This window comes from Bradyrhizobium sp. NBAIM18 (assembly GCF_020193825.1).
In the GTDB taxonomy this organism is placed as follows: Bacteria; Pseudomonadota; Alphaproteobacteria; order Rhizobiales; family Xanthobacteraceae; genus Bradyrhizobium; species Bradyrhizobium yuanmingense.
In genome coordinates, this window is sequence record NZ_JADYVO010000008.1 from 203625 (window position 1) to 229155 (window position 25531).

The 25531-nt window shown below is 63.9% G+C and carries 27 protein-coding genes; 17 read left to right on the forward strand and 10 right to left on the reverse strand.

The annotated features are described in order from the left end of the window. Positions 1-55: 55 nt before the first annotated feature. Entirely contained in the window at positions 56-898 is an 843-nt protein-coding gene (locus I6F17_RS20055; RefSeq protein ID WP_036043312.1) for a uroporphyrinogen-III synthase, read from the reverse strand. Between the two features lie 141 nt (positions 899-1039). On the opposite strand from I6F17_RS20055, the gene purU reads away from it, so the two are divergent. Then, the gene (gene purU, locus I6F17_RS20060; RefSeq protein WP_036015720.1) at positions 1040-1903 is read left to right on the forward strand and encodes a formyltetrahydrofolate deformylase; all 864 of its coding nucleotides are present in this window, start codon (positions 1040-1042) and stop codon (positions 1901-1903) included. A gap of 72 nt (positions 1904-1975) precedes the next feature. Here purU and I6F17_RS20065 read toward each other — a convergent pair whose 3' ends face one another. Next, a complete protein-coding gene (locus I6F17_RS20065; protein WP_036043309.1) occupies positions 1976-2257 on the reverse strand; it encodes a hypothetical protein in 282 nt (93 codons plus the stop codon). 575 nt (positions 2258-2832) lie between these two features. Here I6F17_RS20065 and I6F17_RS20070 point away from each other — a divergent pair. From I6F17_RS20070 to I6F17_RS20095, 6 genes are all read left to right on the forward strand, one after another. Further along, positions 2833-4011, forward strand: a complete 1179-nt coding sequence (locus I6F17_RS20070; RefSeq protein WP_225130483.1) for an ABC transporter substrate-binding protein — start codon at positions 2833-2835, stop codon at positions 4009-4011. Between the two features lie 159 nt (positions 4012-4170). Then, on the forward strand, positions 4171-5040 hold the full coding sequence (locus I6F17_RS20075) for a branched-chain amino acid ABC transporter permease (RefSeq protein WP_036015727.1): 870 nt from the start codon (positions 4171-4173) through the stop codon (positions 5038-5040). 8 nt (positions 5041-5048) lie between these two features. Beyond that, positions 5049-6077 (forward strand): branched-chain amino acid ABC transporter permease, encoded by a 1029-nt coding sequence (locus I6F17_RS20080; RefSeq protein WP_036043307.1) that lies wholly within the window; start codon positions 5049-5051, stop codon positions 6075-6077. Continuing rightward, complete coding sequence (locus I6F17_RS20085; RefSeq protein ID WP_036043305.1) at positions 6074-6829, forward strand: ABC transporter ATP-binding protein; 756 nt, start codon at positions 6074-6076, stop codon at positions 6827-6829. Before I6F17_RS20080 ends, I6F17_RS20085 begins: the two co-directional genes overlap by 4 nt. Further along, complete coding sequence (locus tag I6F17_RS20090) at positions 6822-7538, forward strand: ABC transporter ATP-binding protein (RefSeq protein WP_036029900.1); 717 nt, start codon at positions 6822-6824, stop codon at positions 7536-7538. Before I6F17_RS20085 ends, I6F17_RS20090 begins: the two co-directional genes overlap by 8 nt. Positions 7539-7557: 19 nt before the next feature. Beyond that, positions 7558-8676 carry a cobalamin-independent methionine synthase II family protein gene (locus I6F17_RS20095; RefSeq protein ID WP_036043303.1) on the forward strand — a complete coding sequence of 373 codons (1119 nt, stop codon included), beginning with the start codon at positions 7558-7560 and terminating at the stop codon, positions 8674-8676. A 162-nt stretch (positions 8677-8838) separates the two neighbouring features. Here the strand turns inward: I6F17_RS20095 and I6F17_RS20100 are convergent, their stop codons facing one another. After that, on the reverse strand, positions 8839-8985 hold the full coding sequence (locus tag I6F17_RS20100; RefSeq protein WP_157785213.1) for a hypothetical protein: 147 nt from the start codon (positions 8983-8985) through the stop codon (positions 8839-8841). A gap of 319 nt (positions 8986-9304) precedes the next feature. Between I6F17_RS20100 and I6F17_RS20105 the strand changes: the two genes are divergently transcribed. The 6 genes from I6F17_RS20105 (at position 9305) to I6F17_RS20130 (ending at position 16479) form a co-directional block, all read left to right on the forward strand. Continuing rightward, the gene (locus tag I6F17_RS20105; protein WP_057028724.1) at positions 9305-10660 is read left to right on the forward strand and encodes a hypothetical protein; all 1356 of its coding nucleotides are present in this window, start codon (positions 9305-9307) and stop codon (positions 10658-10660) included. Positions 10661-10720: 60 nt separating this feature from the next. After that, positions 10721-11917, forward strand: coding sequence for a methionine adenosyltransferase (metK, locus tag I6F17_RS20110; protein WP_128266405.1), 1197 nt, complete (start codon positions 10721-10723; stop codon positions 11915-11917). A 123-nt stretch (positions 11918-12040) separates the two neighbouring features. Next, positions 12041-13462, forward strand: a complete 1422-nt coding sequence (gene ahcY, locus I6F17_RS20115; protein ID WP_225130484.1) for an adenosylhomocysteinase — start codon at positions 12041-12043, stop codon at positions 13460-13462. A 159-nt stretch (positions 13463-13621) separates the two neighbouring features. Then, positions 13622-15082, forward strand: coding sequence for an NAD(P)/FAD-dependent oxidoreductase (locus I6F17_RS20120; RefSeq protein WP_225130485.1), 1461 nt, complete (start codon positions 13622-13624; stop codon positions 15080-15082). Between the two features lie 142 nt (positions 15083-15224). Beyond that, positions 15225-15887 carry a ParA family protein gene (locus tag I6F17_RS20125; protein ID WP_225130486.1) on the forward strand — a complete coding sequence of 221 codons (663 nt, stop codon included), beginning with the start codon at positions 15225-15227 and terminating at the stop codon, positions 15885-15887. Then, positions 15850-16479 (forward strand): phasin family protein, encoded by a 630-nt coding sequence (locus I6F17_RS20130; RefSeq protein WP_085974755.1) that lies wholly within the window; start codon positions 15850-15852, stop codon positions 16477-16479. The genes I6F17_RS20125 and I6F17_RS20130 overlap by 38 nt, the downstream gene beginning before the upstream one ends. Here the strand turns inward: I6F17_RS20130 and I6F17_RS20135 are convergent. From I6F17_RS20135 to I6F17_RS20145, 3 genes are read right to left on the reverse strand one after another with little or no spacing between them, the layout of a single operon-like run. Further along, positions 16449-16922, reverse strand: a complete 474-nt coding sequence (locus tag I6F17_RS20135) for a YbfB/YjiJ family MFS transporter (protein ID WP_036043285.1) — start codon at positions 16920-16922, stop codon at positions 16449-16451. The genes I6F17_RS20130 and I6F17_RS20135 overlap by 31 nt on opposite strands. A 30-nt stretch (positions 16923-16952) precedes the next feature. Continuing rightward, positions 16953-17177 carry a 4-oxalocrotonate tautomerase family protein gene (locus I6F17_RS20140; protein WP_063710696.1) on the reverse strand — a complete coding sequence of 75 codons (225 nt, stop codon included), beginning with the start codon at positions 17175-17177 and terminating at the stop codon, positions 16953-16955. A gap of 16 nt (positions 17178-17193) precedes the next feature. Beyond that, positions 17194-17904 carry an SDR family oxidoreductase gene (locus I6F17_RS20145; RefSeq protein ID WP_225130488.1) on the reverse strand — a complete coding sequence of 237 codons (711 nt, stop codon included), beginning with the start codon at positions 17902-17904 and terminating at the stop codon, positions 17194-17196. Positions 17905-18115: 211 nt separating this feature from the next. On the opposite strand from I6F17_RS20145, the gene I6F17_RS20150 reads away from it, so the two are divergent. From I6F17_RS20150 to I6F17_RS20160, 3 genes are all read left to right on the forward strand, one after another. Next, positions 18116-19039 (forward strand): LysR family transcriptional regulator, encoded by a 924-nt coding sequence (locus I6F17_RS20150; RefSeq protein WP_225130499.1) that lies wholly within the window; start codon positions 18116-18118, stop codon positions 19037-19039. 146 nt (positions 19040-19185) lie between these two features. Then, a complete protein-coding gene (locus tag I6F17_RS20155) occupies positions 19186-19341 on the forward strand; it encodes a hypothetical protein (RefSeq protein WP_007612486.1) in 156 nt (51 codons plus the stop codon). A gap of 142 nt (positions 19342-19483) precedes the next feature. After that, a complete protein-coding gene (locus tag I6F17_RS20160; protein ID WP_225130490.1) occupies positions 19484-20413 on the forward strand; it encodes an aspartyl/asparaginyl beta-hydroxylase domain-containing protein in 930 nt (309 codons plus the stop codon). A gap of 91 nt (positions 20414-20504) precedes the next feature. Here I6F17_RS20160 and I6F17_RS20165 read toward each other — a convergent pair whose 3' ends face one another. Further along, a complete protein-coding gene (locus I6F17_RS20165) occupies positions 20505-21053 on the reverse strand; it encodes a periplasmic heavy metal sensor (RefSeq protein ID WP_225130492.1) in 549 nt (182 codons plus the stop codon). A 165-nt stretch (positions 21054-21218) separates the two neighbouring features. Between I6F17_RS20165 and I6F17_RS20170 the strand changes: the two genes are divergently transcribed. Further along, complete coding sequence (locus tag I6F17_RS20170; RefSeq protein ID WP_036043275.1) at positions 21219-21677, forward strand: nuclear transport factor 2 family protein; 459 nt, start codon at positions 21219-21221, stop codon at positions 21675-21677. 72 nt (positions 21678-21749) lie between these two features. On the opposite strand, the gene I6F17_RS20175 is transcribed toward I6F17_RS20170, so the two are convergent. From I6F17_RS20175 to galE, 3 genes are all read right to left on the reverse strand, one after another. Further along, entirely contained in the window at positions 21750-22451 is a 702-nt protein-coding gene (locus I6F17_RS20175; protein WP_225130494.1) for a fumarylacetoacetate hydrolase family protein, read from the reverse strand. Positions 22452-22484: 33 nt separating this feature from the next. Then, the gene (locus tag I6F17_RS20180) at positions 22485-24287 is read right to left on the reverse strand and encodes an ABC transporter ATP-binding protein (RefSeq protein ID WP_225130496.1); all 1803 of its coding nucleotides are present in this window, start codon (positions 24285-24287) and stop codon (positions 22485-22487) included. 119 nt (positions 24288-24406) lie between these two features. Further along, positions 24407-25420, reverse strand: a complete 1014-nt coding sequence (gene galE, locus I6F17_RS20185; RefSeq protein ID WP_036015779.1) for a UDP-glucose 4-epimerase GalE — start codon at positions 25418-25420, stop codon at positions 24407-24409. Positions 25421-25531: the final 111 nt, after the last annotated feature.

The following is a 25531-nucleotide window of genomic DNA, read 5'->3' on the forward strand; positions in this document are numbered from 1 at the left end:
GCTGGCGATGCCGGTGTCAATCGCAGTCGCCGCAGGCCGCCCCCGCGCTCGGCTCTTACCTCGCCGCGCTGGCCGCTTTCCTGTCGGCCAACGCACTTGCCATGGCCGAGATCAGAGGACGCATGAAATAGGCTTCGTCGGCGGGCGAGACGTCCGTGCGCAAGCCATGCGCTGCTAGCTCGCCGGAAACGGCCGGGCCGACCGATGCGATCAGCGTGCGTTCGAGACCTGCGCGCAGCTTCGTCTCGCTGCCGCGCGCCTTGGCAACCTCGATCAGCCGGCGGACCTGGCCGAGATTGGTCAGGGCGATCGAGTCGATGCGTCCCTCTGCCATGTCGTCAATGGCGGCGACGATGTTGGCATCGGCAGCCTTGGAATCGTAGACGTAGGGCAGCACCGTATCGACGTCGGCGCCTTGCGCGGCCAGCGCGCCGGTCAGCGCGCTATGATCCTTGTCGGGATAGAGCTGCAGACCGAGGCGCCGCCCCTTCAGGTCGAGTCTGGCCAGCATCTCGATCACGCCTTCGGTGGTCGGCTTCTCCGTGGTCTGTTGCGCCTCGAGGCCGATCTCGCGCAGTGCCTTGCCCGGCTTCGGGCCGCGGGTGAATTTTTGCGCTTTGGCGAGCACCGCGACCAGGGCGGCGTCGAGCCCGCGGGCACGGGCGAGCTTCATGATGCGGCGCAGGCCTTCGCCGGTCATCAGCACGAGATCGTCAAAGGGCTTGTCGATGGCGCGGCGGATCCAGGCCTCGACTGGAGCCGGATCCGGCGCATCGTGGATGGTGAACATCGGGCATTGCACGACCTCGGCGCCTTGCTCGGCCAGAAGCTTGGAAAACTGCGCCTCCTCGCGCGTTTCCAGGATCAGGATGCGGTAGCCGTTCAAGCGGTCGGCCATGGGTATGCTCCGTTGAGAATTCGCAATTGTCCGTTCATCCTGACTCCGCGGTTGGGATTGGCGCAAGGGCGGGTCGGTGCTAGAGCAGGGCGCAATCCGCTGGATCGTTCCGCTGCACAAACCTTCATCAAGGGCCGAGCCTTGCCCGACCATCAATACGTCCTGACCCTGTCCTGTCCGGATCGCCCAGGCATCGTCTCGGCGGTCTCGACGTTTCTCGCTCATAACGGACAGAACATCCTCGACGCCCAGCAGTTCGACGACGTCGAGACCAAGAAGTTCTTCATGCGGGTGGTGTTCACAGCGGCCGATCTTGCCGTGGAACTCGCGGCACTGCAGACCGGCTTCGCCGCGATCGCCGAGCGTTTCGGCATGGAATGGCAGATGCGCGACCGCGCTGCGCATCGCAAGGTGATGCTGCTGGTGTCGAAGTCCGATCACTGCCTGGTCGACATCCTCTATCGCTGGCGAACCGGCGAATTGCCGATGATTCCGACCGCGATCGTCTCCAACCACCCACGCGAGGTCTATGCCGGGCTCGATTTCGGCGGCATCCCCTTCCACCATTTGCCCGTCACCAAGGAGACCAAGCGCGAGCAGGAGACACAGATCATGGACCTCGTCGGCAAGACGAAGACCGATCTGGTGGTGCTCGCCCGCTATATGCAGATCCTGTCCGACGATCTCTCGGCAAAGCTGTCCGGGCGCTGCATCAACATCCACCACTCGTTCCTGCCGGGTTTCAAGGGCGCCAAGCCCTATCACCAGGCCCATGAGCGCGGCGTCAAGCTGATCGGCGCCACCGCGCATTACGTCACGCGCGATCTCGACGAGGGCCCGATCATCGACCAGGACGTCGAGCGCATCAGCCATCGTGACACGCCGGAAGATCTGGTCCGCAAAGGCCGTGACATCGAGCGCCGCGTGCTGGCCCGGGCCATCCGCTACCATCTCGACGACCGCGTCATCCTCAACGGCCGCAAGACCGTGGTGTTCGTGGATTAGCGAATGGGGGACGAATGGTGAGTGGAGGGGGAGCGCGCCCTATTCGCTACTCCCTATTCGCCATTCGCTTCCTCAGCGCCCCGCGCCAGCCGACGTCGTCCCCGTCGCGCCCTTCTGGGCCTGTTCTTCCTTCTCGCGATCGGCCGCCGGCATCAGCCGCTTGCGCTCGCGCTCCTTCATGTAGGCATCGTATTGCGGCGTGCCGGGCCGCGGCGGCGCATCAGCGGGCAGGCCGCCGGCCCATTGCGGGACGTAGTCGCCCATCCCGGCGGAGAGCTTCTCGTTGACCGTCCCGCAGCCTGCGAGATTGAGCAGGGCGAGTGCGGCGGCGATCGAAAGCGAGCGAGAACGCATGAATATCTCTGGTCGTGCCCCCGACGGGGCGCGGATGGTGGAGCGCCATAGGCGTTAGCGGCAACCATATCTCTCAATAGGTAAAATTGGCCTATTCGAGGGAGGGCATAGCTGTATACAGAGAAGGTATTATAATAGGCATATTTTGCACTTGATGAGGTCGCCGCTGTTGGTACGGTATACACCGGGTATTTGTCATTGACGGATCGTAGGACGGGGCATGCCACGGACGCACTTAAGATGTCCGGATTCTGCAAATGAGAGACTGAATCCTCCATCCCCGGTGTGGTGCGGCCCTCGTAGGGTGGCAAAGCCATCGCCCTCCGGCCCAGTGTCACAGGGCTTTTTCGTTGACAGGACCATTTCATTTGTACAATCGTACAAATAGCTCTCCGCCGTTGTTGAGGCAGATTGCGCGGCTTGCGCCGAATGGTCGCCCAACGTTCGATTGACAACGGGGTTACAGAGGACGCCATGTGGCCGCACGGCATGGCTTGTCCGTGAGTGAAGCGCGGCAAGGACCGGGTACTCGGTCCGGCGCACAAGAGGTGAGGAATGAAGGGGAGGGACATCTGATGTTCGAACGCAGAATTTTTTTACACACCGCAGCGGTCGTTGCGATCGCGGGCCTCGCGGCCGTCGAGCCTGCCAAGGCGCAAGACACGGTCAAGATCGGGCTGATCCTGCCGATGACCGGCGGCCAGGCCTCGACCGGCAAGCAGATCGAGAACGCGATCAAGCTCTACATGCAGCAGAAGGGCGACACCGTCGCCGGCAAGAAGGTCGAGATCATCCTGAAAGACGACGCCGCGATCCCGGACAAGACCAAGACCGCCGCGCAGGAGCTGATCGTCAACGACAAGGTCAACTTCATCGCCGGCTTCGGTGTGACGCCGGCCGCGCTCGCCGCCGCGCCGCTGGCCACCCAGGCCAAGATTCCTGAAGTCGTGATGGCGGCCGGCACCTCCATTATCACCGAACGCTCGCCTTATATCGTGCGCACCAGCTTCACGCTGGCGCAGTCCTCGACCATCATCGGCGACTGGGCGGTGAAGAACGGCATCAAGAAGGTCGCGACGCTGACCTCGGACTACGCGCCGGGCAATGACGCCCTCAACTTCTTCAAGCAGCATTTCGCGGCCGGCGGCGGTGAGGTGGTCGAAGAAGTCAAGGTGCCGCTGCAGAACCCCGACTTCGCTCCGTTCCTGCAGCGCATGAAGGACGCAAAGCCGGACGCGATCTTCGTGTTCGTGCCGGCGGGCCAGGGCGGCAACTTCATGAAGCAATATGCCGAGCGTGGCCTCGACAAGGCCGGCATCAAGGTGATCGGGCCGGGCGACGTCACCGACGACGATCTGCTCAACAACATGGGCGACGCCGTGCTCGGCACGGTCACCGCGCATCTCTATTCCGCCGCGCACCCCTCGCAGATGAACAAGGATTTCGTCGCGGCCTACAAGAAGGCCTTCGGCAACCGTCCGGGCTTCATGGCCGTGGGCGGCTATGACGGCATCCACCTGATCTACGAGGCGCTGAAGAAGACAGGTGGCGACACCAACGGCGACAAGCTGATCGAGGCCATGAAGGGTCAGAAGTGGGAAAGCCCGCGCGGCCCGATCTCGATCGACCCCGAGACCCGCGACATCGTGCAGAACATCTACATCCGCAAGGTCGAGAAGGTGGATGGCGAACTCTACAATGTCGAGTTCGCGACCTTCGAGGCGGTCAAGGATCTCGGCAAGACCAAGAAGTGACGCGCGAAAGCGCGTCATCCGGGGCGCGCATGAGCGCGAACCCCGGGTCTCTCTCCAGCGTCATGCCCGGGCTTGACCCGGGCATCCACGCGGCGGCCCAGACAAGAACGTGGATGGCCGGGACAAGCCCGGCCATGACGGATTACTCAAGCTGAGACAATGACCGCAATCCTCACCAACCTGTTCGATGGCGTCGCTTACGGCATGCTGCTGTTCGTGCTCGCCTGCGGGCTCGCGGTCACGCTCGGCCTGATGAACTTCGTCAATCTCGCCCACGGCGCCTTCGCGATGGCGGGGGGCTATATCTGCATGGTGCTGGTCAACCGGATGGGCTGGCCGTTTTTCGCCGCTTTGCCGCTCGCTTTCGTGTCCTCGGCTGCAATCGGCATCGCGCTCGAAAGGACGCTGTACCGTCATCTCTACGCCCGCAGCCATCTCGACCAGGTGCTGTTCACGATCGGCCTGACCTTCATGTCGGTGGCAGCCGTCGATTACATCCAGGGATCCTCGCGGGTCTTCATCAATTTGCCCGCCGCGCTCCAAGGCCAGTTCGATCTGTTCGGCGTCGGTATCGGCCGCTACCGGCTGATGATCATCGTGATCTGCGGCCTGCTGACCATCGCGCTTCAAATGGTGCTGGCGAAGACGCGTTTCGGTAGCCGCCTGCGGGCGGCGGTCGATGACCCCCGCGCCGCGAGCGGTCTCGGCATCAACGTGCCGCAGGTATTCGCCTTCACCTTTGCCTTCGGTTGCGGGCTCGCCGGCCTCGGCGGCGCGCTCAGCGCCGAGATCCTCGGCCTCGATCCGTATTTCCCGCTGAAGTTCATGATTTACTTCCTGATCGTGGTCACCGTCGGCGGCTCCTCCTCGATAACGGGCCCGTTCCTCGCCTCGCTGCTGCTCGGCATCGGCGACGTCGCCGGCAAATATTACGTGCCGAAGATGGGCCCCTTCGTGATCTACACCATCATGATCGTGATCCTGATCTGGCGCCCGAACGGCCTGTTCGGCCGCACGGCCGCGCGTTGAGTTCACCGATGAGCGCTGCTTCCGACGTCGGCTACCATGCCCAGCGCCAGGCGCGCTGGCACTACGGCGAAATCGCCTTCTGGCTGATCGTGCTGGCCTGCGGCTTCGCATTTCCGTCGCGCTATCTAATCATGACCGACATCCTGCGCCTCGCGCTGTTCGCGATGTCGCTCGATCTCATCCTCGGCTATGCCGGCATCGTTTCGCTGGGCCATGCCGCCTTCTTCGGCGTCGGCGCCTATGCCGCGGGGCTGCTGGCGCTGCACGGCATCGTCAAGGAGCCCGTGCTGGCGCTGATCGTCGCCGGCCTTGCCGCCATGGTGCTCGGCTTTGCCACCAGCTTTCTGGTGATCCGCGGCGTCGACCTGACGCGCCTGATGGTGACGCTCGGCATCGCGTTGCTGCTGGAAGCGCTCGCCGAGCGCTTCTCCAATATCACCGGTGGGACCGACGGCCTGCAGGGCATCGAGATGCAGCCGATCTTCGGCGAGATCCCGTTCGACATGTTCGGCAAGGCCGGCTTCTTCTATTCGCTCGCCGTGTTGTTCCTGCTGTTCCTGTTCGCCCGCCGCGTCGTGAATTCCCCGTTCGGCCTGTCGCTGCGCGCCATCAAGAACAACCCTCTCCGCGCTGCCGCCATTGGCATTCCGGTCAACCGCCGCCTGGTCGCGATCTATACGCTGGCTGCGTTCTATGCCGGCATTGCGGGAGCGCTGTTCACCCAGACGACCGCGATCGCCTCGCTCGACGTGTTCGCCTTCGAGCGCTCCGCGGACCTGATGCTGGTGCTCGTGATCGGTGGCACCGGCTATCTCTACGGCGGGCTGATCGGCGCGGTGATCTTCCGCATGCTCCAGGAATTGTTCTCGACCATCACGCCGCAATACTGGCAGTTCTGGATCGGGCTCGTGCTGGTCGTGATCGTGCTGGTCGGCCGCCAGCGCCTGCATCGCTGGGTGCTGTATGTGCCGAACCTGATCATCAGGCGGATTGCGGGGCGCAAGGCGATCGTTGCCGTGCCGGAGAGCGATTCATGACCATCGCGCTCGAAACCCAGAATCTCGAAAAGCAGTTCGGCGGCCTGCGCGTCACCCGCGATCTGTCCTTGAAGGTCGAGCAGGGCGCCCGCCACGCGCTGATCGGTCCGAACGGTGCCGGCAAGACCACGGTCATCAACCAGCTCACCGGCGTGCTGAAGCCGAACGCAGGCCGCATCCTGCTCGAAGGTCAGGACATCACCGATCTGCCGGTGCACAAGCGCGTGCTGCGCGGGTTGTCGCGCACGTTCCAGATCAACCAGCTCTACCCGGACCTGACTCCCCTGGAGACCATCGGGCTCGCGGTCTCCGAGCGCCTCGGCCATGGCGGCGACTGGTGGCGACGGATGGGCACGCGCAGTGACGTCAATGGCGAGACCGCCGATCTGCTCTCCCGCTTCCATCTGCTCGACGTCATGAACGAAGAGACCGTGACGCTGCCCTATGGTAAGCAGCGCCTGCTCGAGATCGCGGTGGCCATTGCGGCCAAGCCGCGCGTGCTGCTGCTCGACGAGCCCGCCGCCGGCGTGCCCGAGAGCGAGCGCCACGACATTCTCGCCGTCGTGGGCAGCCTGCCGCGGGACGTCACCGTGCTCCTGATCGAGCACGACATGGACCTCGTGTTCTCCTTTGCTGATCGCATCTCGGTGCTAGTCTCGGGCGCGCTGCTGACCGAAGGCCCGCCCGAAGAGGTCGCGCGCGATCCGCAGGTGAAGGCGGTCTATCTCGGCGAGGAGGCGGTCGATGTCTGACCTGCTCGCGATCGATTCGCTTCGCGCCGGCTACGGCGAGGCGGTGGTGCTGCCGAAGATGACGCTCCGCCTCGCCGAAGGACAGGTGCTGGCGCTGCTCGGGCGCAACGGCACCGGCAAGACCACGCTGATCAACTCCATCGTCGGCGTCACGCGCCGCTTCGCAGGCTCCATTGCGCTGGCCGGCACCGATGTCACGGCGATGCGGCCCGACCAGCGGGCGCGCGCCGGCATCGGCTGGGTGCCGCAGGAGCGTAACATCTTCCGCTCGCTGACGGTGGAAGAGAACATGACCGCCGTAGCGCAGCCCGGTCCCTGGACGGTCGAGAAGGTCTACGAGATGTTCCCGCGGCTGAAGGAGCGGCGGAGCAATTTCGGCAACCAGCTCTCCGGCGGCGAGCAGCAGATGCTGGCGATCGGTCGCGCACTTACCCTCAATCCGAAAGTCCTGCTGCTGGACGAGCCGATGGAGGGCCTTGCGCCCATCATCGTCGAGGAACTCTTGAAGGCGATCGGGACCATCACCCGGTCCGGAGGTATCTGCTCGATCATCGTAGAGCAGAATGCCCAAAAGATTCTGGGGCTCGCCGATCGCGTTGTGATATTGGAGCGCGGAACGATCGTCCACGACGCTCCGAGCGCCGCGCTGAAGACCGACCCCTCTGTCCTGGAGCGCCATCTCGGCGTCGCCGGGGCGGCGGCCCACTAAGATGTCCAGGGAGTAACACATGCAGCGAACCAAAGCCCCCTTCCGCGCCGACGAGGTCGGCAGCCTCCTGCGTCCGCTCAAGATCAAGGAAGCCCGTAGCCGGCTGGAGAAGGGCGAGATCTCGGCCGACGATCTGCGCAAGATCGAGGACATGGAGATCGAGAAGGTCGTGCACAAGCAGGCCTCGATTGGGCTGAAGCTCGCGACCGACGGCGAATTCCGCCGCTCCTGGTGGCATTTCGACTTCCTGGCCAAGCTCACCGGCTGCGAGCTGTTTCACCCCGACACCGGCATCCAGTTCACGGGCGTGCAGACCCGTCACGATGCGGTCCGCGTCATCGGCAAGCTCGACTTTCCAGACAGCCACCCGATGCTGGACCACTTCCGCTTCCTGAAGAAGGTCGCCGACCAGGCTCACGTCACCGCCAAGATGACGATCCCTTCGCCGGCAGTGCTCCACTTCCGCGGCGGACGCAAGTCGATCTCCAAGGACGTCTATCCCGATCTCGACGCCTTCTACGAAGATCTCGGCAAGACCTACCGCAAGGCCGTGAAGGCGTTCTACGACGCCGGCTGCCGCTATCTCCAGTTCGACGACACCGTCTGGGCCTATCTCTGCTCGCAGGACGAATTGCAGAAGGCACGCGAGCGCGGCGATAATCCGGATGGGCTGCAACAGATCTATGCGCGCATCATCAACTACGCGCTGGCGGAGAAGCCGGCCGACATGGTGGTGACGACCCACGTCTGCCGCGGTAATTTCCGCTCGACCTGGATTTCCTCGGGTGGCTACGAGCCGGTGGCCGAGACCATGCTCGCCGGCACCAATTACGACGGCTACTTCCTGGAGTACGACAGCGACCGCGCCGGCGGCTTCGAGCCGCTGCGCTTCCTGCCCAAGGGCAACAAGGTCGTCGTGGTCGGCGTCATCACCTCGAAGTTCGGCGAGCTCGAGAAGAAGGACGACATCAAGCGCCGCCTGGAAGAAGCCGCCAAGTTCGCGCCCTTGGAGCAGCTCGCGCTGTCGCCGCAATGTGGCTTTGCCTCGACGGAAGAGGGCAACATCCTCTCCGAGGAGGAGCAGTGGGCCAAGCTCAGCCTCGCGGTCGAGATCGCGAAGGAAGTGTGGGGGCAGTAAGGCTCCGCCGTTAAGGCTCACCCGTGTCCCGGCTCTGCGCAGCAACGCTCCAGCGTTGCTGCGCAGAGCCGGAACCCATGCTGCTCGACTTGCTGCGCGGAGCTATAGGCCTCAGCTCTGCAGAGCACCGCTGAGAAGCGCTGCGCTGCGTCCGGGCACGAGTCACTTCTCCGCCAGATAGACCCCAACAGAGAGGAGTTCGACCGTGGGCACGTGCTTGTTCTTCGGAGTCGAGATCACCTTGCCGCGCCTGGCTTTGCCGCGATTGAGCTCGTGCCGCTCGGCGGGCCGTGCTCCTTCACCTCCCACGCGATGATTCCTTCGCAGGCATTGATCATCTTGTCTGCCGGCGTCGTGTCCGCCGTGCAGCTCGGCTCGAGCTGATTGCGCGTGCCTGCGCGACCGCGGGCGGACCACGGGATCGCGGCGAGCAGGGCGACCGGGCAGGCGCGCACGGTAAGGAGCCGATCAGAGGAGAAGCGCCAGTTGTTGCTCGGCGGGGCCAGAGTGGGGCGCGGCTCGCGGCCGGAGCAAACTGTGAAGGAGGCGCTTGGATCCGCTATTCCCTCAGTGGGCAGATTTTGCTAGGAGATTGGTCCCAATCCGTCTGCCCACCGATTTCCCACTCATGAAGAACGACGAAATCCTGAGCCAGATCACCGACTTCTGCCGCAAGGCGGACATGGCGGAATCGACGTTCGGCCGGCGCGCGGTGAACGATGGGAAGCTGGTGCACCGCCTGCGCGAGGGAAAGCGCATCACCATCGACACGCTGGAGCGGATCCAGGCCTATATGGCGGCGTCGATGGCCGGCGGCGTGCCGCCGCCGCGGGGACTTCAGGTGCCGCCCGAGAAGCGCGATCCACGCGGCAATTTCCGCTTCTTCGAGAACCGCCAGAAATACCTGCTGTTCGTCCACACCTGCAGCGAAAAGCGGGTGATCGCGGACCGCGTCGCGCTGGAGCTTGCCTCGATCCATCCGCGCCCGCCGGCGCTGCGCCTGTTCGACGCCGGCGTCGGCGACGGAACGGTGCTGGCGCGGGTGCTGCGCGCCACGCACCAGCGCTTTCCGCACATGCCGTTCTACGTCGCGGGCAAGGAGCTCAGCCTGGAGGATTTGCGCCTGACGCTGGAGAAGGTGCCGGATCGCATTTTCGAGCACCCGGCATCAGTGTTCGTGTTCACCAACATGTTCTACGCCGAGGCGCCCTGGCTGACGCCAGCGTCGCCCGCCGCGGCGGCCGCCACCGTCTGGCACGAGGTGCCGCTCCGCGGCGCTTCGTCGGGCGAGTTCGAGCAGCAGATCGCGGAGCTGAGGCCCTTTCTGGAGCAGAACTGGCGCGCTGCGATCAGCCCACGCACGGCCATGCCGCTCTACGAGCGGCCGGTCGTCCTCGTGCTCTATCGCGAGGACCACAGGTTCCTGCTGGATTCGACCATTCCGCGGCCGGGCCAGACTGAGGCCAATTTCGACCTCGTCATCGCATCCCAGCCCTACCGGGCCCTGTCATCGGTCAATTTCCGGGCCAAGCGGATCATTGCACCTCTGGCGCGGGCGCTGCGGCCGGGCGGCAGGCTGATCGGTATCCACTCCCATGGGCAGGATCCGGGCATGGAAATGATCCAGGCGATCTGGCCGGGAGAAAATCCTTTCTCAGTCAGTCGTCATGAGCTACTGCGTGCCGTTAAGTATGAACTTGGATCGGTGGGCCGCGACTTAAATTTTAATGCCTACGCGGACAATCGTTCGATCTTCAGGTATGATATGGAAGCTCTGCCCAACGAGGTCACCGGCACCATCGGAACCTCGACGGCCTTTGCAGCGTGGAATGCGGCGGTGTATGTCGCTCAGATTGAGGACGACCGATTGACAGAAATGACTCAAAACGGCCGCACTCTGGATGCCGCCAGGGATGTCCTGCGGAAGTACAACGGGCTCTGGTTTCTCGACGAATCCTACGTCATCTCGCGCCGGCGTGATTGACATCATCAAAAGTAAACATCGCAAACGCCCGCCGGCTAGCGGCGGAACAAGGGGTTACTGATGCGCGCGTCCTATCTCTTCACCAGCGAGTCCGTGTCCGAGGGCCATCCGGACAAGGTCTGTGACCGGATCTCCGATGAGATCGTCGACCTGTTCTACCGTGAAGGGCCTAAGGCGGGCATCGACCCCTGGCAAATCCGCGCCGCTTGCGAGACGCTCGCGACCACCAACAAGGTGGTGATCGCCGGCGAGACCCGCGGCCCGAAGTCGGTGACCAACGAGCAGATCGAGAGCGTCGTGCGCGGCGCGATCAAGGACATCGGCTACGAGCAGGAAGGCTTCCACTGGAAGACCTGCGACATCGAGATCCTCCTGCATCCGCAATCGGCCGACATCGCCCAGGGCGTCGATGCGCTGCAGCCGGGCGAGGTCAAGGAAGAAGGCGCGGGCGACCAGGGCATCATGTTCGGCTACGCCACCAACGAGACGCCCGATCTGATGCCGGCGCCGATCTTCTACGCCCACAAGATCCTGCGCCTGATCTCGGAAGCCCGTCACTCCGGCAAGGAGAAGGTGCTGGGTCCGGACTCCAAGAGCCAGGTCACCGTGCAGTACGAGAACGGCAAGCCGGTCGGCGTGCGCGAGATCGTCGTGTCGCACCAGCATCTGGTTCCCGACCTCAGCTCGAACCAGGTTCGCGAGATCGTCGAGCCCTATGTGCGCGAGGCGCTGCCGAAGGACTGGATCACCGCGAAGACGATCTGGCACATCAACCCCACCGGCAAGTTCTACATCGGCGGTCCCGACGGCGATTCCGGCCTGACCGGCCGCAAGATCATCGTCGACACCTATGGCGGGGCGGCCCCGCACGGCGGCGGCGCGTTCTCCGGCAAGGATCCGACCAAGGTCGACCGCTCCGCGGCCTATGCTGCGCGCTACGTCGCCAAGAACATCGTTGCCGCCGGTCTTGCCGACCGCTGCACGCTGCAGCTCGCCTACGCCATCGGCGTGGCGCGCCCGCTGTCGATCTACATTGACACCCACGGCACCGGTAAGGTTTCGGAAGACCAGCTCGAGAAGGCCGCCGCCAAGGCGATGGACCTCACCCCGCGCGGCATCCGCACTCATCTCGATCTCAACCGGCCGATCTACGCGCGCACCTCGGCCTACGGCCATTTCGGCCGCACGCCCGACAACGAGGGCGGCTTCTCCTGGGAGAAGACCGACCTCGTCGAGCAGCTCAAGCGCGCGCTCTAATAAACGCGACATCCCGGGGCGCGTACGCGAGCGAACCCGGGATCCTCATCTATCACGTCGAGATTCCGGGTTCGCCTCTTGGAGGTGCCCCGGAATGACGAGTTCAACAACAGGACACTCGCCATGAACGCGAAGCCCGGCTTCACCGATTACATCGTCAAGGACATTTCGCTCGCCGATTTCGGCCGCAAGGAGCTCTCGCTGGCCGAGACCGAGATGCCTGGCCTGATGGCCACCCGCGAGGAGTACGGCCCGAAGCAGCCGCTGAAGGGCGCGCGCATCGCCGGCTCGCTGCACATGACGATCCAGACCGGCGTGTTGATCGAGACGCTCGCCGCGCTCGGCGCCGACATCCGCTGGGTCTCCTGCAACATCTATTCGACGCAGGACCACGCCGCGGCTGCGATCGCGGCTGCCGGCATTCCCGTCTTCGCCGTCAAGGGCGAGACGCTGACCGAGTACTGGGACTACACCGCCAAGCTGTTCGACTGGCACGGCGGCGGTCACCCGAACATGATCCTCGACGACGGCGGTGACGCCACCATGTATGTCCATCTCGGTCTGCGCGCCGAGAACGGCGACACCGCTTTCCTCGACAGGCCCGGCTCCGAGGAAGAGGAAGTGTTCTTCGCGCTTCTGAAGAAGCAGCTCAAGGAAAAGCCGAAGGGCTACTTCGCCGGGATCGCCAACAGCATCAAGGGCGTTTCCGAGGAGACCACGACGGGCGTGCATCGTCTCTACGACATGCAGAAGGCAGGCACGCTGCTATGGCCGGCCATCAACGTCAACGACAGCGTCACCAAGTCGAAGTTCGACAACCTCTATGGCTGCCGTGAATCGCTGGTCGACGGCATCCGCCGCGGCACCGACGTGATGCTGTCGGGCAAGGTCGCGATGGTCGCCGGCTTCGGCGACGTCGGCAAGGGCTCGGCCGCCTCGCTGCGCCAGGCCGGCTGCCGCGTCATGGTCTCCGAGGTCGATCCGATCTGCGCGCTGCAGGCGGCGATGGAAGGCTACGAGGTCGTGACCATGGAAGACGCCGCGCCGCGGGCGGACATCTTCGTAACCGCCACCGGCAACAAGGACATCATCACCATCGAGCACATGCGCGCGATGAAGGATCGCGCCATCGTCTGCAACATCGGCCACTTCGACAACGAGATCCAGATCGCGTCTCTGCGCAATCTGAAGTGGACCAACATCAAGCCGCAGGTCGACGAGATCGAGTTCCCCGACAAGCACCGCATCATCCTGCTGTCGGAGGGCCGCCTCGTGAACCTCGGCAATGCGATGGGCCATCCGTCCTTCGTGATGTCAGCGTCCTTCACCAACCAGACGCTGGCTCAGATCGAGCTGTTCGCCAACAACAAGGACGGCAAGTACGAGAAGAAGGTCTACGTGCTGCCCAAGACGCTCGACGAGAAGGTCGCCCGCCTGCACCTCTCCAAGATCGGCGTCAAGCTCACCGAGCTCCGCAAGGACCAGGCCGACTATATCGGCGTGAAGCAGGAAGGCCCGTACAAATCGGACCACTACCGCTACTGAGCCACCGGTTCGACCAACCATCGACGCAAAGCCCCGGAGCGATCCGGGGCTTTGTTGTTTCGGGGCATGGAATTCAACTCGCTTTGCAGTTGCGGTCCGTTGATTGCCGATTGACGGCCAGCAGCGGCAGGCGGACAATCCGCCCCGGCGGAGGAAACCATGCAACAAGAACATTTCGACGTGCTGATCGTCGGCGCCGGGCTATCAGGCATCGGCGCCGGCTATCATCTGCAGACCAAGTGTCCGGCCAAGAGCTACGTCATCCTCGAAGGACGCGATTGCATCGGCGGCACCTGGGACCTCTTCCGCTATCCCGGCATCCGCTCCGACAGCGACATGTTCACGCTCGGCTATTCGTTCAAGCCGTGGACCGATCCGAAGGCGATCGCCGACGGGCCGCAGATCCTGAACTATGTGCGCGAGACTGCTAGCGAGAACGGCATCGATAAGCACATCCGCTTCCACCATCGCGTCAAGCGCGCGGCGTGGTCGATGCCGGATGCGCGCTGGACCGTCGAGGCCGAGCGCATCACGGGCGAGGGCGCGACCGAGCTGGTGCGCTTCACCTGCAACTTCCTGTTCATGTGCTCGGGCTATTACAAATACGAAGCGGGCTATACGCCGGAGTTCAAGGGCGCCGCTGATTTTGCCGGCCGCATCGTGCATCCGCAGAAATGGACCGAGGACATCGACTACGCGGGCAAGCGTGTCGTCGTGATCGGCTCGGGCGCGACAGCGGTGACGCTGGTGCCGGAGCTCGCCAAGCAGGCGGAGCAGGTCACCATGCTGCAGCGCTCGCCGACCTATGTGGTGTCGCGCCCGGCGCAGGATATCCTCGCCAACAAGCTGCGCCGCAATCTGCCGGCGAAGTTCGCCTATCACCTGATCCGCTGGCGCAACGTGATGTGGGGGATGTTCTTCTTCCAGCTCAGCCGGCGCAGGCCGGCGAAGGTGAAGGATCTGATCCTCAAGGGCGTGAGAATCGCGCTCGGTCCGGACTACGACGTCGCGACCCACTTCACGCCGCGCTACAATCCCTGGGACCAGCGGCTGTGCCTCGTGCCCGATGGCGACCTCTTCAAGGCGATCCGCGAGCAGCGCGCCAGCGTCGTCACCAGCGAGATCGAGACCTTCACGCATGATGGCATCCGTCTGAAGGACGGCCGCGAGCTGGCGGCCGACATCATCGTGACGGCGACCGGGCTGGTGCTCCAGGTCGCCGGTGGCCTCGAGGTCAGCGTCGACGGCCGCTCCGTCGATTTCGCCAACACGCTGACCTACAAGGGCATGATGTATGCCGACGTGCCGAACATGGCCTCGGCCTTCGGCTACACCAACGCGTCCTGGACGCTGAAATGCGACCTCACCTGCGAATATGTCTGCCGCCTCATCAATTACATGGACCGGCACAATTTCCGCCAGTGCATGCCGCACAACGATGATCCCACCATCACCGCGCAGCCTTCGCTCGATTTCACCTCGGGCTACGTGCAGCGCTCGATTGCCAAGATGCCGAAGCAGGGCTCGAAGCGGCCCTGGCGGCTCCACCAGAACTACGCGCTCGACATCGTCTCGTTGCGCTTCGGTCGGATCGACGATGGCGTGATGCAGTATTCCTGATCTTGCCACGTACGATACCGGGATAGCCTCGCGTTCGCTTGAGACGAATCGCGACTTGCGGTAGTATTTTTGCGCTGCAAGAAGTTTATTTCCGACAACGTCTAAGTTCCGCGTCGTTGCCGTTTCAAGGGGAGCGCGGGACATGCACGTCCTTGCCCTGGTCACGCAAAAAGGCGGAAGCGGCAAGAGTACGCTGTCCGTTGGACTGGCGGTGGCAGCAATGCAGCGAGCTGAGCGCGTCGCTCTCATTGAGGCGGACGCGCAAGGTACGATCTCGAAATGGAAAGAGCGCCGCGATCATCCCTATCCCCGCGTCGAGCGCGTTGCCGATCCTGCCGAGCTCGAACCGTTGATCGCGCGGCTGAAGGCCGAAGGCGTTTCGCTTGCCATCATCGACACAGCTGCCACGACCAACGGCTTGGCGATGCGCGTCATCGCCTGCGCCGATCTCTGTCTCATCCCGGCGCGCCCGAGCCCGGCCGATATCGAAGCCGCAATTCCTACACTGATCGCCATTCGCAGGCTCAACCGCCGATTTGCCTTTATCCTCAATCAGACACCGATGCGAGGGTGCCGGCTGAGCGAAGCTGCCACATCGCTAAGCTCGCTCGGCGTGCTTGCACTCCCGTTTATTGCGCAGCGTAACGATCACCAGGATGCACTCGGAGCAGGGTCGGGCGTGACGGAGTTCGCACCGGCGGCCAAAGCTTCGGACGAAATTGTAAGTTTGTGGGGTTGGATCGCGGCGCACTTGGCCGAGGAGTCGGATGATTATGGGAAAGGCGCGCTCAAAGCTGCCTGCTGACGTTGCACGCACCGGGCGTCGCTCGCTGCTGGAACTGGCGGCGGAAGTGAGCCGTGCGGTCGACGAGGGCTTGGCCATGCTGCCGGGCTCAGTCGCCGTCTTCCCCCAAGATGCGCCGCAGATCGCGCAAGGAGCCCCTGCTCCTATGACTGTTCCGGCACAAGAAGCGGCCAGCGTCATTGTTGCAAGACCTGAACCTCCGAGCAGCACTGATCTCATCGTGGACATGGCCAAGGAGTATCAAGCCCGCGCTTTGGACGGCATGAGCGCTACGCTCAACTACGCCAACGACCTCGCAAAGTCACGGCTGGCCAGTGTGACATCAGAGGCCAATGAAACCGTCGTCGCGGAAAGCGATCTCATCGACGCGATTGGGACGGCAGCCGAGTGTCGCACCGTCGTGCTCGAACTGATGAAGGTCAATGCGGGCGCGACCTTGGAGTATGCGCGGGAGCTAGGGCGTGCAAAGACTCTGGCAGAGTTGGTTGAGCTGTCGGGTACGCACGCGCGAAAGCAATGTGAGTTGGTCCTGAAGCAAACCGAGTTGCTGAGGTCGCTTGCTCAAAGCATGACAAAGCCCATTGCCAGGTGATGCAGCTCGCCTGCCATCATCGCACTCAGGATCTGCGCGGGACGATCAGGGCGCGGCCGAGATGCCAGCACCACCGCACCGCCGCCGAGGCCGAACAGGACGAGATAGTCTCCGCCGGTTTGCGCATCGATCCAGGAGAAGCCGTAAGCGGCGGCCGCCTGAAACAGCGCAAAGCTTGTGGTGGCGTAGCTCCAGGTCGTGCGCTGCTGTTCGGTCGAATTAGGCACGAACTCGTGGATGCGTCCGAGCACCAGCGTCACGATGGCCGGCGTGAAGCCGCCGACCACCACGCTCAACACGATCAGCGACAGCGGCGCGGTGCTGACGGTCGCAACAGCACGGCCGCGGCCTCGATCAGGAATGCCGCGCGAAGGGCGGGACCAAACCCGAGTGGTCGCCGAGATGGTCGGCGACGAGCGGGCCGACGATCGTGCCGAGGTCATGTCATCCTCTTGCGCGCGACGGCGTGCAGATCATCCTGTCTGCGTGGTGCGGCGGCGGCGGAATTCCTGCACGGGCACGCCGCCCCAGCCCCAATTGTCGGTGTCGACCTCGAAGGTGGACTCGAGCGGCTTGCCGAGCACGTCGCGCAGCAGCTCGCTCGAGCCCTTGATCAGTGCGGCCTTCTCCTCCGCCGTGAGCGACGCCGCACCCGGCGCCGTTCCCTCGCGGGTCACTTGAATGGTGACGATGGGCATTGTCGTTCTCCTCCGCTCAGTGGCCGGCGCTCTGGCCGCCGTCGACATGCAGAATTTCGCCGGTGACAAAGGAGGCGCCCTCGAGATAGAGCACGGCATCGACGATGTCAGACATCTCGCCCATATGGCCGAGCGGGTGCAGTGCGTCGAGCTGGGCATGCGTCGCGACCGGGTGCATCGGCGACTTGATGATGCCGGGCGGCACCGCATTCACGCGGATGCCGCGCCTGGCGTATTCGATCGCGAGCGACTTGGTCGCGGCGTTCAGCCCGCCCTTGCTCAGCGAGGCCAACACCGAGGGCACATTCGAATTGGCCTGATCGACCAGCGTCGTCGTGATTTGGACGACGTGGCCAGACCCCTGCTTCTCCATTTCGGCGATGGCAAGCTGCGTGATGTTGAAGAAGCCCGCGACATTGGTGCCCATCACTGCGGCATAGTCCTCGGCTGTGTACTGGGTGAACGGTTTTGCGACGAAGATGCCCGCGTTGTTGACCAGCGTGTCGACCCGGCCGAAGCGGGCGATCGCTTGCGACACCACGCGCTCTGCGGTGGACCGCTCGGCGATGTCGCCTGCAACGGCGAGGACGTCGTCATCACCCGACGGCTTGATGGAGCGCGCCGTTGCGACGACGCGATAGTTGCGATCGCGAAAACCCTGGACCAGGGCGGCGCCGATACCCTGCGATGCACCGGTGATGATGGCGACCTTCTGCTCGATACCCATGACGGGCTCCTGTTGTTGGCTTGAAAACCTGCGCCAGCGGCGGCTGGCTTGGGCGTTGAGGTACGCTGCGGCGGCTTGCTTGCGAATATCCGCTGCCCGGCAGACACTCTTTCGCGACGCGAACGAATGCCGGATCGATCCTTGCGGAGGTTGTCGCAGCCGGCGCAAACGCCTAGCTTTCAGCCGAAATCTCAGGGGCTGCGGCGAGCGCATGGATCGTCTGGACGCGATGAAGGTGTTTGTCCTTGCGGTGGACGAGGGCAGCTTGGCTGCCGCAGGACGCAAGCTCGGCCGATCGCCGGCTGCGGTGAGCCGCGCCATCGCCTTTCTGGAGCAGCGGGTCGGCGCCGAGCTGCTGCACCGGACGACACGCTCGATCAAGCTGAGCGAGGAAGGCGAGCGTTATGTCGCGATCTGCCGCCGCGTGCTCACCGATCTGGAGGAGGCCGAGGACATCGCGGCCGGACCGCGCACGGCTCCGCGTGGTCTGCTCACGATCACCGCTCCGGTGGTCTCCGGCGAGATGGTACTGCGGCCGATCCTCGACGCGTTTCTCGACGCCTATCCGGCCGTATCGGCAAAACTCCTGCTGTTCGACCGTGCGGTCAATCTGATCGAGGAAGGCGTCGATATCGCGCTTCGCATCGGTCCGCTGGCGGATTCGGCGATGGTGGCGATGCGGGTCGGCGGGATCAGCCGCGTCGTGGTGGCAGCTCCCCGCTACCTGAAACAACATCCGCGGATCACCGAGCCGGGCGATCTCGCCAAACACCAGATCGTCGCGATGGCGCATCTGCCCAATTCCTGGACCTTTGCGCCGCAACCGGGCTCATCGGCGCCGCGCACCGTGCAGTTCACCCCGCGGCTCGTCGTCAATAGCACCTATGCGGCAGTGGCCTCCACTGTGGCCGGGCGCGGCGTGGCGCGGATGTATTCGTACCAAGTGGCCGAGCAGGTCGCGCGCCGCGAGCTCGAGATCGTGCTGGCGGACGACGAGGATCCGGAGATGCCGGCGCATCTGATCTGCCCGCAGGGCCGGCTTTCGGTGCCCAAGGTGCGCGCCTTCACCGACTTCGCCGTGCCCCGGCTGAAGAAGCAGTTTGCGCTGCTGAAGCAGAGCACCAAGGCGCGTTGAGCCGCTTCATGCCTCCGCAATGCGCGTTTTCGCGTATACGGCGGGGCGGCTGAATCGGCGATGGTTCCTGAACGGTTAACGCCGATTTAACGGATGAGTCCTACCCTGTCTCGGCCGGGGTTACTCGCAAGGCCGAGGTGAGCCCAATGGAAGCCCAGAGAATAGCGGTCGACGCCGTCGTCGCGCTGACCGATTGCGACCGCGATGCCGTCATCGCCTTCATCCGCCGCCTCTACCTCGCCGGCGTCACCGACCCCAAACGCCTGACCTTCAAGGGCCTGCAGGCGCTGTCGCGGGCCTGATTCGGCTCGTTTCGGCCGGTTTTGACCCCAGTTTCAACCCTTGCTCTCCCCAGCGTGATTGCAACCCACCGGCGAATATCTTGTCGCTCGGGCCGGGTCGAGCTACACGACACCCCGGCTGGGTCAGTTGGGGATTGGGGAAATGTTGAAACAGCTCTTTGCGCCGCAGCTCGTCATTTTGTACGTGCTTGCGGCTTCGACGATTTACGTCCACTTCCGCGGCAAGCAGCGGCTGCGCTTCGCGCGCCAGCTCGGCGATCACTCGACCTATCTCGCCCCTTACAATGTGCTGATGTATGCGGGCTCGGCGGTGCCGAACAAGCCGGTGATCTCGGTCGATCAGTTTCCGGAGCTGAAGCCCCTTAGCGAGAACTGGGAGACCATCCGCGACGAAGCCGTGCGCCTGTTCGATGAAGGTTTTATCCGCGCGGCGGCGAAGAACAACGATTGGGGCTTCTACTCGTTCTTCAAGAGCGGTTGGAAGCGGTTCTACCTGAAATGGTACGACGACTTCCTGCCGTCGGCGAACACGCTTTGCCCGAAGACGGTGGAACTGCTCAAGTCGATCCCGAGCGTGCATGGCGCGATGTTCGCGATGCTGCCTCCAGGCGGCAAGCTCGGCGCTCACCGTGATCCCTTCGCCGGCTCTCTGCGCTATCACCTCGGCCTGGTCACGCCGAACTCGAACAAGTGCCGGATCCTCGTCGACGGCGTCGAATGCGTCTGGCGCGATGGCGAGGCCTTCATGTTCGACGAGACCTTCATCCACAGTGCCGAGAATGCGACCGACGTCAACCGCATCATCCTGTTCTGCGACGTCGAGCGCCCGATGAAATACGGCTTCATGTCCGCTATCAACCGCTGGGTCAGCCATCACATCGTCAAGGCGTCGGCGACCCAGAATGTCGACGGTGAGCACGTCGGCGTGCTCAACAAGGTGTTCGGCAAGCTCTACGAGATCCACCTCGCCAGCCGCAAGGTGAAGGAGTGGAACCGCAACGTCTACTACACGCTCAAATACTCGCTGACGGCGCTGATCCTCGGCCTGATCGTGTATTCGGCACTGAATTGAGGCAAATGCGCGGGGCGAATCAGCGAAGCTCGGTCCGCCGTTGCCTCATGTCGATCCGCCCTGGCGCGATCGTCTGGTCGGTCGGTGTTGTCTAGTGATGGTGCTTGTGCTTGTGCCCTGCGGAGCCGTCGGGACGCTGATAGCCCCGTAAATCTGCATACCGCTGCATCTGGCTCTGATCGAGCAAGGCAGCGGTTGAGAGATGATATTTGAGGTGGCTCTCGCGGAGCTGCCCCTGAGTTTCGGCAATGGCGCCGATGCTGGTCTTGAGCGCTTCCGATGTGACCCTACGGGAAGAGAAGAGGTCTTCCAGCGCTCTCTCTTGCTCGACGAGCTTGTTACCCAGCGGAACGGCTTCCTGTTTCATGGCATCGAACAGCCGTTGAACCTCGGCGCGCTGATCGGCGGTCAGGCCGAGACGATCACTGAGCTCGAGGACGTGGCTGGGACCGGGATATCCATTGAGCTCCGCAGCGAGAGCCAGGCCCATACCGCGTCCGGCGCGGAGATCGTCGATCTGTTGCTGTGACAGCGCCTTGATGGGGCGCTTCTCAAGGCCGGCATAGGGTTGACTGGACTGCGCGCCGGCTGTGCTGCCGGTGAGGAGGAGGGAGGCTGCAAGCAGAAGGACGCGGTTCATGAATCTGGCTCCCACAAATGGAGCCGGCCGATGTCGAAGCATCGAACCCGGCTGTGACGTGACACCTGTCGCGATCGAGTGATCCCGGAGCACAAATCTTGCTGGATCGTCCGGCCCATGGCAACAAAGATCGCCGTGATTGAGTTGCCGAATGTGGAGCAGGTGATGGCCTCTTTGCCGACCGCGAATACTGAGATCACGCAGTTCTTCCGCGAATGGCTGGACACCTTCGCGGGTTATGTCCGAGAGGTCGATTACGCCTCGGCGCGGCCGCTCTTCGATCCGGACGTGCTCGCCTTCGGCACCCATAGCGACGTCATCCCCGGCCTCGATCAATGGGTCAAAACCCAATGGGACAATGTCTGGCCGAAGACGACCGACTTCCGTTTCGTCCTCGATCAGACCTCCGTTCTGGCATCACCGGACGGTATGATGGCAACCGTCGTCGCGCCGTGGACGAGCACGGGCTATCATCCCGATGGCAGCACGTTCGCGCGCCCAGGCCGCGCGACGATGGTGTTTTCGAGGAACGGCGATGGCTGGCTGTGCGTGCATTCGCACATGTCGCTCAATCGGGGTGTGCCGCAGGCGAGCCACGCCAATCGGCCGGTAAAGGCCTGGTAGCTCGACCGCGTGCACGATCGACATCCAAAAGGCCCCATTCCGGGGCCTTTTGAGTTCGAGCTGCAGCGAGCCTTATTCCGGCTGGCCGATGCTGACCTTCAGCGTGCCGATGCCGTCGACGCCGCATTCGAGCTTGTCGCCAGGCTGGAGCTGCGACACGCCGGCGGGCGTGCCGGTCATGATGATGTCGCCGGCGGCGAGCTTCACCTGCTGGGAGAGCTGCCAGATGATCTCGGGCACGTTCCAGATCAACTCGGTGAGGTCGCCCTTCTGCGCTTCCTTGCCGTTGACCGTCAGCCAGATCTTGCCCTTGGAGGGATGGCCGATCTTCGAGGCCGGCTGCAGCGCGGAGCAGGGCGCCGAATAGTCGAACGACTTGCCGATCTCCCACGGGCGCTCCTTCTTGCGCGAGGCGATCTGGAGATCGCGCCGGGTGAGGTCGATGCCGACGGCGTAGCCGTAGACGTGGTCCAGAGCCTTGTCGGCGGGAATGTTCAGTCCACCGCTCTTCATCGCGACGACCAGCTCGACCTCGTGATGCAGATCCTTGGTCAGAGGCGGATAGGGAATGGTGGCGCCGTCGGGCACCAGCATGTCGGCATGCTTGGCGAAGAAGAACGGCGGGGCGCGCTCGTCATTGCCCATCTCGCGGATGTGCTCGAGATAGTTGCGGCCGACGCACCAGATGCGGCGTACCGGATAACGGCCGCTCTCGCCGACGACGGGAAGCGAAGCCTGGGGCGGAAGCGGGATGACGTAGGGGGCGGCGTTCATGCGGGTCTCGCTGCTCTTGAGGTGGAACGAACTCTATGCGGTTGCGCTGATCGGCGCCAGAGCGCCGGCGTCGTGATGCTGCAGGCGGAAGAACGAGGCATAGCGGCCGCCGCGACGGAGCAGCTCGTCATGGCGGCCCTGCTCGACAATCTCGCCGCCTTCGACCACCAGGATGCTGTCTGCGTGCATGATGGTGTGCAGGCGGTGCGCGATCACGATGGTGGTGCGGTTCTGGCAGAGATGCTCGATCGCCTCCTGCACCTGCCGCTCGGATTCGGAATCGAGCGCGGCAGTGGCTTCGTCCAGGAGGATGATCGGCGCGTTCTTGAGCAGCGCGCGCGCGACCGCAATGCGCTGGCGCTGTCCGCCCGAGAGCTGGGTGCCGTGCTCGCCGACGGGCGTGTCGTAGCCGAGCGGAAAGCCCGTGATGAAGTCGTGCGCGCAGGCCGCCTTCGCCGCCTCGACGATCTCGTCCTCGCTGGCGTCCGGCTTGCCGAAGGCGATGTTGTTGCGGATGGTGTCGCGGAACAGATAGACGTCCTGGCCGACATAGGCGGTCTGGGCGCGCAGCGATTTGCGCGAGACCGACGAGATCGGCTGGCCGTCGATCACGATGTCGCCCTGCGTCACCTCGTAGAAGCGCAGGAGCAGGCCCAGCACGGTCGACTTGCCGCCGCCGGAGGGGCCGACCAGCGCAGTCACCTTGCCGGGCTCCGCGACGAAGCTCATCCGGTTGAGCACCGTCTCGCCCGAGCGATAGGAGAAACTGACATCGCGCAGCTCGATACGGGCATCTGTCAGCTTCAGCGCCGGCTTGTCGTCGTCGGCCTGTTCGCTTGCCGGGCTGTCGACGACTTCGAGCAGCATGCGCGCTCCGACCAGCTGACTGTTCAGATCGATGTTGAGCCGCGCCAGCCGCTTCGCCGGCTCCGTCGCCATCAGGAACGCGGTCATGAAGGAGAAGAACGCGCCGGGCGTGGCGTTGAGCGCGACCACGGCATAGCCGCCATACATCAGGCAGCCCGCGACGGCGAAACCGCCCAGCATCTCCATCAGCGGGTTGGAGCGGTTGGCGACGCGGGCCATCTTGTTGGCGTTGCGTTCGACGACCGCGATGTTCTCGTCGATGCGCCTCTGCATGGTCTCTTCGAGCGTGAACGCCTTGACGGTGCGGATGCCCTGAAGCGATTCCTGCATCGTCTCCATGATGTCGGCGGTGCCGGTGAACTGGTTGAAGGCGAGGCCCTTGATGCGCTTGACCAGCTTGCGCAGCACCAGCATCGCCGGGGGGACTGCGACGAGGCCGATGAACGACATCAGCGGATCCTGCCACACCATCACGCCGATCATGGCGAGCAGCATCAGGAGGTCGCGCCCGACGGCGTTGACCAGCATGTTGAGCACGTCCGTGATCGACTTGGCGCCGGCGGTCAGCCGCGCGAGGAATTCGGAGGAGTGCCGCTCGGAAAAGAAGCCGACGCTCTCGCGCATCAGCTTGGCGAACAGCTGGCGCTGGTTGGTGGCGAGGATGGCGTTGCTGATCTTGGTCAGGATCACCATGTGGCCGTAGGTCGCCACGCCTTTGATGAAGAGCAGAACGACCGTGATCCCCGAAAACATCGCGATGCCCGGGATGTTCTTGTCGACATAGGCCTGGTTGATGACCTGGCCGAGCACGTAGGTCGCGCCTGCGGTCGCACCGGCCGCCAGCGCCATCAGCGCGAAGGCCACGAGGTAGCGCCGCCAGTAGACGATTCCCTGTTCCGTGATCAGGCGGCGAATCAGGACCGCTGCCGCGTAGGGATCGTCGGTGATTTTCTTTGGAAACTGGGCCATCCGGTGTCCATTGACGGCGCAGGACAAAAGCCTGCCCGCGCGTCAGGGATCGATGGGCCTCTGTGCCCGCTCAAGCCGGGTTTTTCAAGCCCAATTAAGGGCTTGCGCTTGGGATGATTCTAGGCGGAGGCGGCGTGGCGGAGCTCGCCGTGGCGCTCGCGGAACAACTTGTCCTCCCAGGCCAGCGCATGGGCTGCGATGGTCTCGAGGTCGTCGTATTGCGGCCGCCAGTCGAGCAGGCTGCGGATGCGGCTGGTGTCGGCGACCATGGTCATGATGTCGCCGGGCCGGCGCGGGGCGTATTGCACGGCGAAGCTGCGGCCCGAAACCCGGCGCACCGCGTCGATGGTCTCCAGCACCGAATAGCCGCGGCCATAGCCGCAATTGAGCGTGGACGAGGCGCCGCCATTGCGCAGATAAGCGAGTGCCGAGCGATGGGCCTGCGACAGGTCCGTGACGTGGATGAAGTCGCGGATGCAGCTGCCGTCCGGGGTCGGATAATCAGTGCCGAACACGTCAATCTTGGCGCGCTGGCCGGTGGCGGCTTCCACCGCGATCTTCAGCAGGTGCGTGGCGCCGACGGTGGCTAGCCCAATGCGCGCCTGGGGATCGGCGCCGGCGACGTTGAAGTAACGCAAGGTCACGTATTGCATGCCGTAGGCGGCTGCGACGTCGTGCAGCATGATCTCGGTCATCAGCTTCGAGGAGCCGTAGGGCGATAGCGGCCGCGTCGGCGCGTGCTCGGGCACCGGCACCTGGTCCGGATTGCCGTAGACCGCGGCGGTCGAGGAAAAGATGAAGCGGCCGATGCCGCGCTTGACCGCCACGTTGAGCAGGTTGCGCGCAGTGGTGAAGTTGTTGCGGTAATAGCCGAGCGGATCGCGCATCGAATCCGGCACGACGACCGAGCCTGCGAAATGGATGATGCTCTCGATGTCGTGCTGGGCGATCACGCCTTCGAGCAGGTTCTCGTCGCCGGCATCGCCGATGAACAGCGGCACGCCTTCGGGCAGGTAGGCCGAGAAACCGGTGGAGAGATCGTCGATCACGACGACGTCCTCGCCGGCTTCCGCCAGCGCCAGGACCGTATGACTTCCAATATAGCCGGCGCCGCCGGTGACTAGCACAGTCATGATCTCACCCGTCTTCGATCAACGCGCAAGGCTAGCGCTTGCGTGGTGAAGAGGGGGTATCGGCACAGCTGAACTGGTCACTATGCTTAATGTTGCGTATAGGGACTTTGC